Below are 14596 nucleotides of genomic sequence, written 5' to 3' on the forward strand. Positions count from 1 at the left end.
CGGAGCACCCGGTGACTGACTCGACCATCATCTATACGCACACTGACGAGGCCCCGGCCCTGGCGACCTATTCGTTCTTGCCGGTGGTCCAGGCGTACGCGTCGCAGGCCGGTGTCACTGTGGAAACCCGTGACATCTCGCTGGCCGGACGGATCATCGCCCTCTTCCCCGAGTTCCTGGAGGAGGGCCAGCGCATCCCCGACGCCCTCTCCGAGCTCGGTAACCAGGCCAAGACGCCCGAGGCCAACATCATCAAGCTGCCGAACGTCTCGGCGTCGATCCCGCAGCTGAAGGCCGCGGTCGTCGAGCTGCAGGCGCAGGGCTACGCGCTGCCCGCCTACCCGGACGACCCGAAGACCGACGAGGAGCGCGACATCCGCGCCCGTTACGACAAGGTCAAGGGCAGTGCCGTGAACCCGGTGCTGCGCGAGGGCAACTCCGACCGCCGCGCCCCCGCGTCGGTCAAGAACTACGCCAAGGCCCACCCGCACCGCATGGGCGCCTGGACCCCCGAGTCGAAGACCAACGTCGCGACCATGGGTGTCGACGACTTCCGTTCCACCGAGAAGTCCGCGGTGATCTCCGAGGCCGGCTCGCTGCGTATCGAGCTGGTCGGCGACGACGGCTCCACCACGGTCCTGCGCGAGGCCGTACCCGTCCTCGCGGGCGAGGTCGTCGACGCGTCCGTTATGCACGTCGCCGCCCTGCGCGAGTTCCTCACGGCGCAGATCGCCCGCGCCAAGGCCGAGGACGTGCTGTTCTCCGTGCACCTCAAGGCCACGATGATGAAGGTCTCCGACCCGATCGTCTTCGGCCACGTCGTGCGCGCCTTCTTCCCGAAGACGTTCGCGAAGTACGGCGAGACGCTGGCCGCCGCCGGTCTGACCCCGAACGACGGCCTGGGCGGCATCCACAAGGGCCTGGAGTCCCTGCCCGAGGGCGCCGAGATCAAGGCGTCCTTCGACGCCGAGCTCGCCGACGGCCCCGCGCTCGCCATGGTCGACTCCGACAAGGGCATCACCAACCTGCACGTCCCGTCCGACGTCATCGTCGACGCCTCCATGCCGGCCATGATCCGCACCTCCGGCCACATGTGGGGCCCGGACGGCCAGGAGGCCGACACCCTCGCGGTCCTCCCGGACAGCAGCTACTCCGGCGTCTACCAGGTCGTCCTCGACGACTGCCGCGCCAACGGCGCCTTCGACCCGTCGACGATGGGCTCGGTCCCGAACGTCGGTCTGATGGCGCAGAAGGCCGAGGAGTACGGCAGCCACGACAAGACCTTCGAGGTCCCGGCCACCGGCACGGTCCGCCTCGTCGACCAGGCCGGCAACGTCGTCCTCCAGCAGGCGGTCTCCGCCGGCGACATCTTCCGCGCCTGCCAGACCAAGGACGACCCGATCAAGGACTGGGTCAAGCTCGCCGTCACCCGCGCCCGCGCGACCGGCGACCCGGCCGTGTTCTGGCTGGACGAGGACCGCGCCCACGACGCCGTGCTCATCGAGAAGGTCCAGCGGTACCTGCCGGAGCACGACACCGAGGGCCTGGACATCCGCATCCTGGCCCCGGTCGAGGCGACCAAGCTCTCCGTGGAGCGCATCCGCCGCGGCGAGGACACCATCTCGGTCACCGGCAACGTCCTGCGCGACTACCTGACCGACCTGTTCCCGATCCTGGAGCTGGGCACCAGCGCCAAGATGCTCTCGGTCGTCCCGCTGATGAACGGCGGCGGCCTCTTCGAGACGGGCGCCGGCGGCTCCGCGCCGAAGCACGTGCAGCAGCTGGTCAAGGAGAACTACCTGCGCTGGGACAGCCTGGGCGAGTTCCTCGCGCTGGCCTCCAGCTTCGAGCACCTCGCGCAGACCACGGACAACGCGCGCGCCCAGGTCCTCGCGGACACCCTCGACCGCGCGACCGCCACGTTCCTGGAGAACGACAAGTCGCCGAGCCGTCGCCTCGGTGGCATCGACAACCGCGGCAGCCACTTCTACCTCGCCCTCTACTGGGCGCAGGAGCTGGCCAAGCAGACCGACGACGCGGCGCTCGCCAAGGCGTTCGCCCCGCTCGCCGAGACGCTGACCGCGCAGGAGCAGACGATCGTCGACGAGCTGATCGCGGTGCAGGGTTCGCCGACCGACATCGGTGGCTACTACCAGCCCGACCCGGTCAAGGCGGCGGCCGTGATGCGGCCGTCCGCGACGCTGAACGCGGCGCTGGCCACGCTCGGCTGAGTCCGAGCGGTCCACTGGGTTCGCGGTGTCGTCTGCGGGTCCGTCGTGGCTGGTCGCGCCCACGCTGCGGAGCCGCATATCGACACTGCCCCGCGCCCCTTTGGGGCGCGGGTGTCCAGCCCCTCCAGACAGGCAGGTCGACGATGACGGACTCTCCCGACAGAGGAGCAGGCAGTCGGCAGCTCCAGGTGGAGGTGCACGGGCTCGATGTGATCGGTGATGCCGAGCGCAAGGGGACACCCCGCACGCTCTTCTGGCCCTGGTTCGGCGCCAACGTGTCGATCCTCGGCCTGAGTTACGGGTCCTTCGCGCTCGGGTTCGGGATCTCGTTCTGGCAGGCGCTGGCCGCCGGGGTGATCGGGATCGTCTTCTCCTTCCTGCTCTGCGGGTTCGTCGCGGTGGCGGGAAAGCGCGGCTCCGCGCCGACGATGGTGCTCAGCCGGGCGGCCTACGGCGTCCGGGGCAACCGGCTGCCGTCGGTCGTCTCCTGGATGCTCACCGTCGGCTGGGAGACCGTGCTCACGGCCCTGGCGACCATGGCCACCGCGACCGTTCTCGACCGGCTCGGCTGGGGCGGCGGCACCGCGACCAAGGCCGTCGCCCTGATCGTCGTCGGGGCGCTCGTCGTGGTCGGCGGCGTGATGGGCTTCGACCTCATCATGCGGCTGCAGACGGTGATCACCGTCGTCACCGGTGTCCTGACCGTCGTCTACATCGGGCTCGTCGCCGACCACATCCACTGGTCGGCCGTCAGCGCCCTACCGGCCGGCTCCGCCCAGGAGTTCATCGGCGCCCTCGTCTTCATGATGACCGGCTTCGGACTCGGCTGGGTCAACGCCGCCGCGGACTACTCGCGTTACCTGCCACGCGACACCTCCGGCCGGGGAGTGATCGGCTGGACCACCTTCGGTGCCTCGGCGGCGCCCCTGCTCCTGCTGGTCTTCGGCCTGCTGTTGGCCGGATCGTCCACCACGCTCAACACGGCCATCGCGGCCGACCCGATCGGTGCGCTGACCACGATCCTGCCCACCTGGTTCCTGATCCCCTTCGCCGCCGTGGCCGTACTCGGCCTGGTCGGCGGCGCGGTCCTCGACATCTACTCCTCCGGCCTCGCCCTGCTCGCGGCGGGCCTGCGGGTGCCGCGCTATCTGGCCGCCCTGATGGACGGCGTCCTGATGATCGCGGGCTCGATCTACATCGTCTTCCTCACGGACGACTTCCTGGGCCAGTTCATCGGCTTCCTCACCACACTCGGCGTGCCCGTCGCCGCCTGGTGCGGCGTGCTGCTCGCCGACCTGGCGCTGCGCCACCGCGACTACGACGAGGCGGACCTGTTCCGCGTCCGCGGCCGCTACGGCGACGTCGAATCGCTCCCGCTGCTGCTCACCCTCGCCGCCACTGCGATCGGCTGGGGCCTCGTCACCAACACGGCCGCCGACTGGCTGGAGTGGCAGGGCTATCTGCTCGGCCCGCTGGGCCTCGGCGGCAAGGACGGCTCCTGGGCCTACGCCAACCTCGGCGTCCTCGCCGCGCTCGCCCTCGGCTTCCTCGGCACCCTCGCACTCGGCCGCGGCCGGGTCCGTACGCAGGAGGCGCGGCCCCCGAGCCGACCGCTGGACGAGGAGGTGTTGGGCGCATGAGCCGGCCAGGACCACACGGCCTGCTGGCCGTCATCGACATGCAGCGCGTCTTCGCCGAGCCGGACAGCCCCTGGGCCGCGCCCCGCTTCACCGAGGCCGCGGACGGGGTACGCCGCCTGCTGCCGGCCTTCGCGGAACACGTCACCTTCACCCGGTTCCTGGCACCCGAGAAGCCCGTCGGCGCCTGGCGGGCCTACTACGAGCAGTGGCCCTTCGCGCTCCGGCCGCCGCACGACCGGCTCTGGGAACTGGTGGACGAACTCGCCCCCCACGCCCGGCACTTGGTGGACGCCCCGACCTTCGGCAAGTGGACTCCGGAGCTGGCCGAGCGCGTGGGTCCCGAGGGCCGTCTCGTGCTCGCCGGAGTCAGTACGGACTGCTGTGTGCTGTCCACCGCACTGGCCGCCGCCGACGCCGGAGCCGAGGTACGGGTGGTGGCCGACGCCTGCGCGGGCGCGGACGAGGCCTCGCACGCCAAGGCCCTGCAGGTCATGGACCTGTACCGGCCCCTGATCCGGGTCGTCACCGTGGCCGAGGTGCTGGCCGGGGTGTCGGCCGGGAACGCGTGAACAGCCTTCGTGGCCAGAGGCGACTCGCCCCCGAGTAGTCGTCATAGGCGTCCCGCCCCCGAGTTGTCGTCAGAGGCGCCTCGGCCCCCGAGCAGTCGTCAGAGGCGCCCCACCCCCGTGTAGAGGTCCAGCTCCCCTTCGAGTTCGACGGCGATCACCGTCGCCCGGTCGTCCAGGTCGGCCGCCGTGGGCGCGTCGATCCACGTCACGCCGGGAACGGCGTCGAGGCCGCCGGTGACGTGGTGGCCCAGTTCGGCGCCCGAGCCGAGGACCGAGGCCCGCCGGACCGGGTTGCGCAGGCCGCGGATCGAGACGGAGTCGCGCGGGGTGTCGAAGCACACCAGGTAGAGGGTGCGCCGGTCGGCGGAGAGCGTGCTGGGGCCGTAGTGGTGCCCCGGGGGCAGCCCGGCGACCGTGCCGTACACGGCGTCGGAGTGCCGCGCGATCCACGCGCCGAGGCCCTCCAGGCGTTCGACCTGCTCCTCTGGGATCGTGCCGTCCTCACGAGGCCCGGCGGCCAGCAGCAGATTGCCGCCCATGCCGATCGTCTCGGTGAAGTACCGCACCAGCTGGCGCACCGACTTGAAGCCGCGGTCCCGCGGTCGGAAGCTCCACGAGTCGTTGATCGTGAGGCACAGCTCCCACGGGCCGTCCGGGGCCCGCAGCGGGGCGCCCTGCTCCGGCGTGGCGTAGTCGCCGTAACTGAGCATGCGGCCGTTGAGGATGGTGTCCGGCTTGCCGGAGAGGATCAGCTCGGCGAGCTCGCCCATCCGCCACTGGTCCTCGGTGCGCTCCCACTCCCCGTCGAACCAGAGGATGTCGGGCCGGAAACGCTCGACGAGCTCGCGGACCTGGCCGTCGCGGTACGTGAGATAACGCGCCCAGGTCTGCGGGTCCTCCTCGCCGGGCTCGGCGTGCGAGTAGCCGTTGGGCGGCACGATGTACGGCCCGGGGTGCCGCTCACTCGCGTAGTCCGGGTGGTTCCAGTCGGAGTGCGAGTAGTAGAGGCCGACCTTGAGATCCCGTGCGCGCAGCGCGTCGACGAAGCCGGTGACGAGGTCACGGCCCGCCGGGGTGTCCCGTACCACGTCGAGGTTCCGGTGGTCGGTGTCCCAGAGGGCGACGCCGTCGTGGTGCCGGGCGGTGAGCACCGCGTACCGTGCGCCCACGCGGGCGAACAACTCGGCCCAGGCATCCGGGTCGTAGTGCGACGCGGTGAAGCCGTCGAGCTGTTTCGTGTACTGCTCGTGCGTCATCTCGCCCGTGTAGAAGGACCAGGACTCGGCGGCGCCGCCCACGGCGTAGATGCCGTAGTGGATGAAGATGCCCAGCTTGGCATCGGGAAACCAGGGTTGCATCGGCATGGCTCCACGCTAGGCGCGCGCCCGGTTCGACGCGTGGGCGACGGTCACCACTACTGGTCCGTTTTCACCATGGTCTTCGTACGCGCAAGTCGGTCACCGTGAATCGGACACTGCGATTCGGTTACTGCGCATCGCACGCGGTGGGTTGCTCGCGGTGGGTGGGGGCGTACGGCAGCGCGTCACGAGAAGGAGCGCCTCTTCGGCGCTTCCGGATCACCCTCGTACGGGCCTGTTTGGCGCTTTCCGGTGGGTACAGGTGGAGTCGGTCGCGTGTTCAATCGCGTGTACCGCGTCACGTACGGATGGCCCCACACGTCAGGAGGCACCGTGATCGCCGCTCCCGAACCCGGACTGACCGAACGCGAACTGATCGGCCGAGCCGTCGCCCTGCGGCCCGCGCTGCTCGAACGCCAACCGGAGACCGAGCGGTTGACGCGCTACCCGAAGGACACGCACGACGACTTTCTGCGCGCCGGTTTCTACCGGATCCTGCAGCCGCGCCGCTACGGCGGATACGAGTTCGGCCTGCCGACCTTCTACCGCGTGGTCACCGAGATCGCCCGCGGCTGTCCCTCCACGGGCTGGGCGCTCTCCCTGACCGCCGCCCATGTGCTCCAGGTCGCGGCACAGTTCGAGGAGCGGGCGCAGGACGAGATCTTCGGCGACGACGGCGAGTTCCGCGCCTCGTCCACCCTCAGCCCGGTCGGCGTGGCCAAGCCGGACGGCGACGGACATGTGGTCCTCGACGGAACCTGGCCGTACGCCTCCGGCTCGCCGTACTCCACGCACTGCGTCGGCCAGACCCTGCGCGCCCCTCAGAAGCCGGGCGACCCGCCCGGACCGCGGGTGTTGTTCGTCGCGCCGCGCTCCGTGTGGACCCTGCTCGACGACTGGCACGGCGTCCTCGGGCTGCGCGGCAGCGGCTCCAACAGCATCCGCATGGATCAGGCCCGCATCCCCGTGTACCTCACCCGGGAGGTGAGCCTGCTCGACCTGCCGGTGGAGGGCGGCACACCCGGGTCGAAGCTGCACGGCAACGCGCTGTACGCGGGCCGCGCCCCGAGCTTCTACCACGGCGAACTCGCCGCCATCATGATCGGCACCGCCTACGCGGCCACCGACGAGTACGCCCGGATCGTCGCCCAGCGGCCGCTGACCCTGGAACCCGACCGCACGCGGGCCGAACTGCACGACTACCAGCGCCACTTGGGCGAGGCACTCGGCGCGATCCACACCGCCGAGGCGGCCCTCCAGCGCAACGCCGAGGACTACATGGAGACCTGCCGTCGCAATGTCTCGGGCGAGGCGTCCTTCACCATGGCCGACGACAACCGCCTCGCGCTCGTCTTCCTCACCGCCGGCCGCATGGCCTGGGACGTCACGCAGAGCATCCTGTTCCGCACGGCGGGTACCCGCCACGCCCGCGACGGCGAGCGGATGCAGCGGTACTTCCGGGACGCCGCCACGTACTGGACGCACATCGGGCCGAGCATGGCCGAGCCGTTCGCGCGGCGCGTCGGCTGCGACCGGCTCGGGCTGCCCTCGCATGACATTCCGCTCATTCCGTGAGCGTTCCGTGACATCCGTGTGAGGCATGCATGGCACATCCCAGGACGGGTACGCGATCAGCCGCGCCCGGATCGGAACCCGGCCCGGGCGATTGTTTTCGTTACTACGTCGGGATGTGCCATGGATATTTCCTCGAACGACAACGCCACGGCGGCGGCCGAGCGTGCGCTGAGCGCGCTGGCCGAGAACGCCGAGGACGGCGCCGCCCTGGACACCCTGGCCGGCAGTGACGTGCTGGTCCCGGTGCCGGACGACGCCGACGACGAGGCCGCAGGTGATCCCACCGTTGTGGCGCTGCCCGTGATCGAGCAGCCGGACGGGGAGCCGCTGGTGCCCGTGTTCACCTCGGAGCTGCGGATGGCGGAACTGCTGCCTTCCGTGTCGCGCTACCGCCTCGTGCCCCTGGGCATGCTCGCCGCGCAGTGGCCGAGCAGTGACGTCTCGCTGAGCATCGACGCGAGTGCGCCGCATGGGCTGACGCTCAGCTCCCAGGGCGTACGCACCCTGCTGGTGCGGCCGCACGCCTGAGGCTGACGAGGGTCGGGTGCGGGTGATTGGGGGCGGCTGGTCGCGCAGTTCCCCGCGCCCCTGACGGGGCGCACCCTCGCCCAGCGACACAGGGAAACCGCGCGATCTCCGACAGTCAGAGGCTCTTGCCGGGGTTGAGGATCCCCCTCGGATCGAACGCCTCCTTGAGCCTGCGCTGCAGCGCGTGCGCCTCGGGTCCCAGTTCCTCCGCGACCCACTGCCGCTTCAGGACGCCCACCCCGTGCTCTCCCGTGAGCGTGCCGCCCAGGCGCAGCGCCAGAGCGAAGATCTCGCCCGCCGCCTCCCACGCGGCGTCCGGGAGCCGGTCCAGGGCCGGGTCCACGACGATGATCGGATGCAGATTCCCGTCGGCCGCGTGCGCGAGGGTGAAGATCGGCACATCATGGCGTGCGGAGATGGCACGGACCTCGCGAGCCGCCTCCGCGAGCCGCGAGCGCGGTACCGCGATGTCCTCGATCAGCGGCCGGCCCACCCGTTCGAGGGCGGGCAGGACCAGCCGCCGCGCTGCCAGCAGCGACTCGGCCTCGGCGGGATCGTCGGTCACCTCGACCGTCGTCGCCAGCGGGGTGAGCAGCCGCGCGACCGTCTCCGCCTCCACGGCCGCGCCCGCGCCGTCGCACTGCACGACCAGCAACGCCGCGCCCCGCTCACGCAGTTCGGGGTCGACGGCATGCAGCACAGGCCCGTCGACCAGCTCCGCGAGCGCCGGTTCGACCCCGGCCCGGCTGATTGCGTACGACGCCTCGGCGGCGGCCTCGAAGGACGGGAAGTACGCGGCGAGCGTGGCCGTCGCCACCGGGACGGGCCGCAGCCGCAGCGTCGCCGAGGTGATCACCGCGAGGGTGCCCTCGGAGCCGGTGAGCAGGGCGGTGAGGTCGTAGCCGGTGACGCCCTTCACCGTACGGCGGCCGGTCCTGATCACCGTGCCGTCCGCGAGCACCGCCTCCAGACCGAGCACGCTGTCCCGCGTCACGCCGTACTTGGCGCAGCGCAGGCCGCCCGCGTTGGTCGCGATGTTCCCGCCGATCGTGGACAGCGCGGCGCTCGCCGGATCGGGCGCGTACCGCAGCCCGTGGGCGTCGGCCGCGCGGTCCACCTCCGCGGTGATCACGCCCGGTTCGACCACCGCGAGCTGGTCGTCCGCCGACAGTTCCAGGATGCGGTTCATCCCGGACAGGTCGAGGACCAGCACACCCTCGCCCGCGGTCGCGCCGCCCGACAGACCGGTGCCCGCGCCCCGCGGTACGACCGGCACTCCCAGGGCATGCGCGTGCCGAAGGGTGACCGTCACGTCCTCGGTGCGCCGGGCGTGGACGACCGCCAGGGGACTGCCGTCGGAGCGGGCACCGGAACGGTCGGTGGCGTGCGCGGCCAGCGTGCGCGGATCGGTGGCCAGCCGGTCGGGGGCCAGGTCACGGGCCAGCAGCCCGAGCAGTTCGGCGGCCTTCGTGGATTCGAGAGCGGTCGTCGCGGGAGCGGTCACAGGTCGAGTGCCTTCGTTCCGATGGCGAACAGGGAGACGTCCTCCTGGGGCGCGTGCACGGGCGCGCACTGGATGTCACGGAAGTGCCGCTCCAGAGGATTGCCGCGGGCCAGTCCAGGATTGCCGAGCAGCCGCACGGCGAGTTCCACGGCCCGGACCGCGTGCCGGTCGGCCAGCACGCGCGCGCCGAGGGCCTGCTCCGGCGGGTAGGCGGAGTCGCCGGCGTCGACCCGCGCCGCTCCGTCGAAGAGCAGCTGTTCGGCGGTGGCGAGGAGCACCTCGATCTCCCCGGCCGTCCGGCGGAAGCGGTCGGTACGGGCCACCGGGTGACCGAGATTGGCGGGCACGCGCGCGTGCGCGAAGGTGTGGAAGAACGCCTGCGCCGCACGCGCGACCCCCACGTACAGGGCGGCGAGCGGGAGATGGAGCGAGGCTCCGGCCCGGTTGTCCTGCTCGCTCGCGGGACCGTACGGGCCGAGCCCGATGACGTGCTCGCATGGGACCTCCACGTCCCGGAACGTCACGTCGTGGCTGCCGCTCGCCCGTAGCCCCAGCTGGTCCCACCGGTCGGTGATCTCGATGCCCGGGGAGCCGCCGGGCACCAGGAACGTGCCCACGCGCGGCTCCGCCTCATCCGTGGTCGCCCACACCAGGAACCAGGCCAGCCCCTCCGCCCCCGTCACGAACCGCTTGCGTCCGCTGACCGACCAGCCGTCCGCCGTGCGCCGGGCGACCGTCGCGGGCAGTCCGCCCCGCGCGGGAGAACCCAGATCGGGCTCCACGCGCGCGTGGTTGACGAGAACCGGCCGCTCCTCGGACTCCTTGAGCACGCGCGCGTACAGCTCCTCGGGCCACGTCGGTCGTACGGCCTCGCGGGCGTGGGTGTTGAGGGTCATCGCCGTGATCAGGGCGACGGACGGATCGCCCCGGCCGAGGGTGTGCAGGATGCGCGCGGTCTCCTCGACCCGGGCGCCCCGGCCGCCGTACCGCTCCCCGACGGTCGCGGTGAGCAGCCCGGCCTCGTGCACCACCTGGACGGACTCGGCGGGAAAGGCACCCGACCGGTCGTATCCCACGGCGAGTTCGGCGAGGCGCGCGATCATGTCCGGGTTCGCGTCCGGGCTCATGTCCGGGTTCGCGCGGGAGTTCACGGTCACAGGGCCTTCTCCAGATCGGTGTCGAGTGCGCGGCTCCAGAAGGACTTCACGTCCAGCTTCTCCTTCAGGGCGCCCAGTTCGGTGAACGCGTCGGCGACCTTCTGCTGCGAGGCGATGGTGTCGTCGCCGACCGTCCTGGCCTGGGTCGGGCGCTGCGCCTGCGCGTCACGGAAGTCCTTCTCCGCCTGGGCCACGGGCTGGTGCGTCGCCTTGGCGACGACCTTCGCGAACTCCTGCTCGCGGCCGTCACGGATGTACGCGTACGCCTCGGTGATCCGGGCGATCAGATCGGCCGCGGCGGCCCGCCGGGCAGGGCTCTTCAGCACGCTGTCGCGGGCCGACCAGAGGAAGTTGCCGGACAGGACGTCCTTGCCCGAGCCGACCGTGACGGCGCCCTGCTGGTGCGCGGTGATGACGGACGTGCCGTAGGACGCGAAGGCGTCGATGCCGCCGCCGTTCAGGGCGGCGAGCCCGTCGTTGGGCAGGAGAGGCTTGGCGTCGATGTCCGTCCACTTCAGACCCGCCCGCTTGAGCAGCTCGTACAGGAAGTAGTGGGCGGTGGTGTTCTGCACGTAGCCGACCTTCTTGCCCTTCAGACCCGCGATGTCCTTCACCTCCGAGCCCTTCGGGACGACGACTTCCTGATTGAGGGTGCTGCCGCGCTGTACGGCGACGACCTTGAAGTTGGGCTTGCCGTCGGCGGCCGCGAAGATCGGCGGGATCTCGCTGGAGGAGGCCAGGTCGAGGGCTCCGGCGCGGACGGCCTGGAGCTGCTGGTCACCGCCCTGGAACAGACTCCACTTCACCTTGTAAGGAGTGTCGTCGAGGCGGGCGAACTTGAGTACGGCCTCCTCGTTCTTCCAGCCGGTGGCGCCGACGGCCAGCGTCACCGAGGAGAGGTCGGAGGAGGACGAGGACTCGGCCCCCGCGTCGCCTCCGCAGGCCGTGGCGAACGGCAGCAGCAGGGCGAGCGCGGCGGTGGACGTGAGCAGGGTGCGACGGAACACGGAGTCTCCATGAGAGGAATCGATTCAGACGGCGATGTACGGAGGACGGGGGACGGCGGAGGGGGAGGACGAGAGGGGGGCAAGAAGGGGACGTCGGGCCGCGAAGTCAGGCGGCCCGGTCCGCCGCGGCGCGGTGGGCGAGCTCCTGCCGGACCAGCGGCAGGATGTGACGGCCGTAGTCGATGGCGTCGTTGAGCGGGTCGTAGCCACGGATCGACAGCAGGTCGCAGCCGATGTCCACGTAGTCGAGCAGCGCCTTCGCGACCGTCTCCGGGGAGCCGACCAGCGCGGTCGAGGCCCCCGCCGCGTTGGTGGCGACCGCCGGGGCCGTCCACAGGCAGCGGTCGTGCACCTCGCCCCGCTCGGCGATGTCCAGCAGCCGCTGCGAACCGACGTTGGCGGGGCGGCCGCTCGTCTTGTAGTGGCGCAGCAGCTCGGTGTTCTTCGCCTGGTCCTTCAGCACGCCCAGGGTCTGGTGCGCCTTCTCCCAGGCCAGCTCGTCGGTGGGCGCGATGATCGGGCGGAACGACACCCAGATACGGGGACGGGGGCGCCCGGCGGCGTCCGCGACCGCGTTGACGGCGGCGATCTGCTCGGCCGTCTCCTTCAGCGGCTCGCCCCACAGCCCGAAGATGTCACCCTGCTGCCCGCCGACGCGGTACGCGTCCTGGGAGGATCCGCCGACCGAGATCGGGACCAGGCCGTTCACCGGCTTCACATCCGAGTAGTAGCCCTCGAACGTGAAGTACGTGCCCTCGTGGGACACAGGCCCGTCGGCCTGCCACACCTTCCGCAGGATCTGGATGTACTCGTCGGAGCGCTCGTACCGCTCCTTCTTGTCGAGGTAGTCGCCCTCGCGGTGCTGCTCCTCGTCGCTGCCCCCGGAGATGATGTGCAGCGTCAGCCGGCCGTCGCTGATCCGGTCGAGGGTCGCGAGCGCACGGGCCGCGTGCGTCGGGAAGATGACGCCCGGCCGGTGCGCGAGGATCGGGCGGATGCGCTCGGTGTGGGTGGCGACGAACTGGGCCACCTGGAAGGCGTCCGGTGAAGCCGAGTGATAGGCGACCAGCGTGTGGTCGAAGCCTCCGTCGTCCAACGCCCGGGCGTACCTGCGCAGATGGTCGACATCGAGACCGGTACGGCTCGCGGCGGCAGGACCGGACGCCCCGGCGTCGGTGTGCACGGCGCTGATGAACTCGACAGGCATGGCGAACTCCTTTGCTCGGAAAGCCGCTTGAGGGCTCTCGGCGGCTATTCAGTGCTCTCGGCGGCTACTTGAGGACGGAGGCGTCGGCGGACTTCGCTACGTCGACGTTCGGGTCGAGGACACCGATCCCGTGCATCAGGTCGGCGACGTCCTGGACGGTCCCGTTCACCTCGGGCGTGACGGGCAGCACCTTGCTGTACGCGGCCGAGGCCAGGGTCTTCGCGATCGCGGGGTCGGCGCCGTTGCGCTCGACGATGGCGTCGGCGTACGCGTCCTGGTGGGTGCTGGTCCACTTCAGGGCCGTACCGAGCCGCTTCAGGAAGTCGCCGAGCGCGGCCTTCTTCGCCTTGTCCGCGAGGGCCTTCTCGGAGGCGCCGATGAATCCGTAGCCGCTGATCCGACCGTCGGCGCCGTCCACGAGGAGCCTGCCGCCCTGCTGGAGGCCGACCGCCTGGTAGACCCCGAAGGTCGCCCAGACCTCGATCTTCCCGGAGGAGAAGGCGGCCTGCGCGTCGGTCGGCAGCAGGTACTGCACCTTCACGTCGGAGTACTTGAGGCCGTTCTGCTGAAGCACGTTGGCGAGCAGGTACTCGGCGATGCTGCCCTTCGCGGAGGACACCACGACCTTCTTGCCCTTGAGGTCCTTCACGCTCTTCACGTCCGAGTCCTCGCGGACCACGATCCCGGTGTGGTGCCCGTCGTTCTTGAGGGCGGCGACGTTCTTGAACTTCACTCCGCCGCTGAGCGCCTGGAGCGCGGGCAGGTCCGCGGAGTACGTGGTGTCGGCGGCGCCCGCCTGCACGGCCTGGTAGAGCGGGGCCGCGCCCTCGAACTCCGCCCACTTCACCTTGTAGCCGGCCCCCTTGAGAGCACCGGATCCCGCGAAGATCGTCTGGAGGGTCTTGGCCTGGTCGCCGATGGTGAGCGTGACGTCCGAGGAGCCGCCGGCCGTGTCCGCGGCGGAATCCCCTCCGCATCCCGTCACCGTCAGCAGGGCGCTCAGACCGAGAGCGGCGGCGAGCGTACGGAAGGTGGTGCGCTTCACGAGGTGTTCCCTTCGGGGGTACGGGAGTTGGGGGTACGGGAGTTGGGGACGTCGGAGGTGCCGGTGTGGGTGACGCCGAGCCAGCCGAGCAGGCGGGCGCGGAGCGTGACGAACTCGGGGGCGGTCAGATCGCGGGGGCGGGGCAGCTCGACGGTGACCTCGTGGGCGATGCGCCCCTCGTCCATCACCAGGACGCGGTCGGCGAGCAGCAGTGCCTCCTCCACGTCATGCGTGACCAGGAGGATCGCGCAGCCGTGCCGCTCCCACAGCTCGGCGACGAGCTGCTGCACCTTGCCGCGGGTCAGCGCGTCGAGGGCGCCGAACGGCTCGTCCAGGAGCAGGAGTTCGGGCTCGCGGACGAGGGCACGGGCCAGCGAGACGCGCTGGGCCTGACCACCGGAGAGCGTCTTGGGCCAGACGGTGGCCCGCTCGGCGATCCCGACCTCGTCCAGCGCCTTGTCGGCCAGCGCCCGGTCGGGCCGGCCGGGCAGCCCGAGGACGACATTGCGCCACACCTTCAGCCAGGGCAGCAGCCGCGGCGACTGGAACGCGGCGCTGCGCCGGGCGGGCACGGTCACCTCGCCGCCGATCTCGTCGTCGAGCCCGGCCAGGATGCGCAACAGGGTCGACTTGCCACAGCCGCTGTGGCCGAGCAGGGCCACGAACTCGCCCTCACGGATGTCGAGATCGAGCTCGTGCAGCACGGTGTTGCCGTCGAACGCGCGGGACAGCCCCCGGATCTCGACGCTGTTCCCCACGGTCGTAGCGGTCGCCG

The 14596-nt window shown here is 71.0% G+C and carries 12 protein-coding genes; 5 read left to right on the plus strand and 7 right to left on the minus strand.

Translation table 11 applies throughout. The annotated features are described in order from the left end of the window. Nucleotides 1–11: 11 nt before the first annotated feature. From OHA11_RS43485 to OHA11_RS43495, 3 genes are all read left to right on the plus strand, one after another. Complete coding sequence (locus tag OHA11_RS43485; RefSeq protein ID WP_266506456.1) at nucleotides 12–2231, plus strand: NADP-dependent isocitrate dehydrogenase; 2220 nt, start codon at nucleotides 12–14, stop codon at nucleotides 2229–2231. Nucleotides 2232–2374: 143 nt separating this feature from the next. Beyond that, a complete protein-coding gene (locus OHA11_RS43490) occupies nucleotides 2375–3871 on the plus strand; it encodes a cytosine permease (RefSeq protein ID WP_266506458.1) in 1497 nt (498 codons plus the stop codon). Beyond that, nucleotides 3868–4440: a cysteine hydrolase family protein gene (locus OHA11_RS43495; protein ID WP_266506460.1), complete on the plus strand. Its 573-nt coding sequence runs from the start codon at nucleotides 3868–3870 to the stop codon at nucleotides 4438–4440. The genes OHA11_RS43490 and OHA11_RS43495 overlap by 4 nt, the downstream gene beginning before the upstream one ends. Nucleotides 4441–4538: 98 nt before the next feature. Here OHA11_RS43495 and OHA11_RS43500 read toward each other — a convergent pair whose 3' ends face one another. Next, on the minus strand, nucleotides 4539–5804 hold the full coding sequence (locus OHA11_RS43500; protein WP_266506461.1) for an alpha-L-fucosidase: 1266 nt from the start codon (nucleotides 5802–5804) through the stop codon (nucleotides 4539–4541). 327 nt (nucleotides 5805–6131) lie between these two features. Here OHA11_RS43500 and OHA11_RS43505 point away from each other — a divergent pair, with 327 nt between their 5' ends. Both OHA11_RS43505 and OHA11_RS43510 read left to right on the plus strand, forming a co-directional pair. Further along, nucleotides 6132–7373, plus strand: coding sequence for an acyl-CoA dehydrogenase family protein (locus OHA11_RS43505; protein ID WP_266506462.1), 1242 nt, complete (start codon nucleotides 6132–6134; stop codon nucleotides 7371–7373). A gap of 120 nt (nucleotides 7374–7493) precedes the next feature. Beyond that, on the plus strand, nucleotides 7494–7901 hold the full coding sequence (locus OHA11_RS43510) for an SseB family protein (RefSeq protein WP_266506463.1): 408 nt from the start codon (nucleotides 7494–7496) through the stop codon (nucleotides 7899–7901). 115 nt (nucleotides 7902–8016) lie between these two features. Here the strand turns inward: OHA11_RS43510 and OHA11_RS43515 are convergent, their stop codons facing one another. The 6 genes from OHA11_RS43515 to OHA11_RS43540 all read right to left on the minus strand — a co-directional run bounded on the left by OHA11_RS43515 (nucleotide 8017) and on the right by OHA11_RS43540 (nucleotide 14579). After that, nucleotides 8017–9405: an FAD-binding oxidoreductase gene (locus OHA11_RS43515; protein WP_266506464.1), complete on the minus strand. Its 1389-nt coding sequence runs from the start codon at nucleotides 9403–9405 to the stop codon at nucleotides 8017–8019. Next, nucleotides 9402–10562, minus strand: a complete 1161-nt coding sequence (locus tag OHA11_RS43520) for an acyl-CoA dehydrogenase family protein (protein ID WP_266506466.1) — start codon at nucleotides 10560–10562, stop codon at nucleotides 9402–9404. Before OHA11_RS43520 ends, OHA11_RS43515 begins: the two co-directional genes overlap by 4 nt. Continuing rightward, a complete protein-coding gene (locus OHA11_RS43525; protein WP_266506468.1) occupies nucleotides 10559–11569 on the minus strand; it encodes an ABC transporter substrate-binding protein in 1011 nt (336 codons plus the stop codon). The genes OHA11_RS43520 and OHA11_RS43525 overlap by 4 nt, the downstream gene beginning before the upstream one ends. A gap of 106 nt (nucleotides 11570–11675) precedes the next feature. Further along, on the minus strand, nucleotides 11676–12776 hold the full coding sequence (locus OHA11_RS43530) for an LLM class flavin-dependent oxidoreductase (protein WP_266506470.1): 1101 nt from the start codon (nucleotides 12774–12776) through the stop codon (nucleotides 11676–11678). Between the two features lie 64 nt (nucleotides 12777–12840). Continuing rightward, on the minus strand, nucleotides 12841–13821 hold the full coding sequence (locus OHA11_RS43535; RefSeq protein ID WP_266506472.1) for an ABC transporter substrate-binding protein: 981 nt from the start codon (nucleotides 13819–13821) through the stop codon (nucleotides 12841–12843). Further along, nucleotides 13818–14579, minus strand: a complete 762-nt coding sequence (locus tag OHA11_RS43540) for an ABC transporter ATP-binding protein (RefSeq protein WP_266507849.1) — start codon at nucleotides 14577–14579, stop codon at nucleotides 13818–13820. The genes OHA11_RS43535 and OHA11_RS43540 overlap by 4 nt, the downstream gene beginning before the upstream one ends. Nucleotides 14580–14596: the final 17 nt, after the last annotated feature.

The sequence above is a fragment of the Streptomyces sp. NBC_00878 genome (assembly GCF_026341515.1).
Lineage (GTDB): Bacteria > Actinomycetota > Actinomycetes > Streptomycetales > Streptomycetaceae > Streptomyces.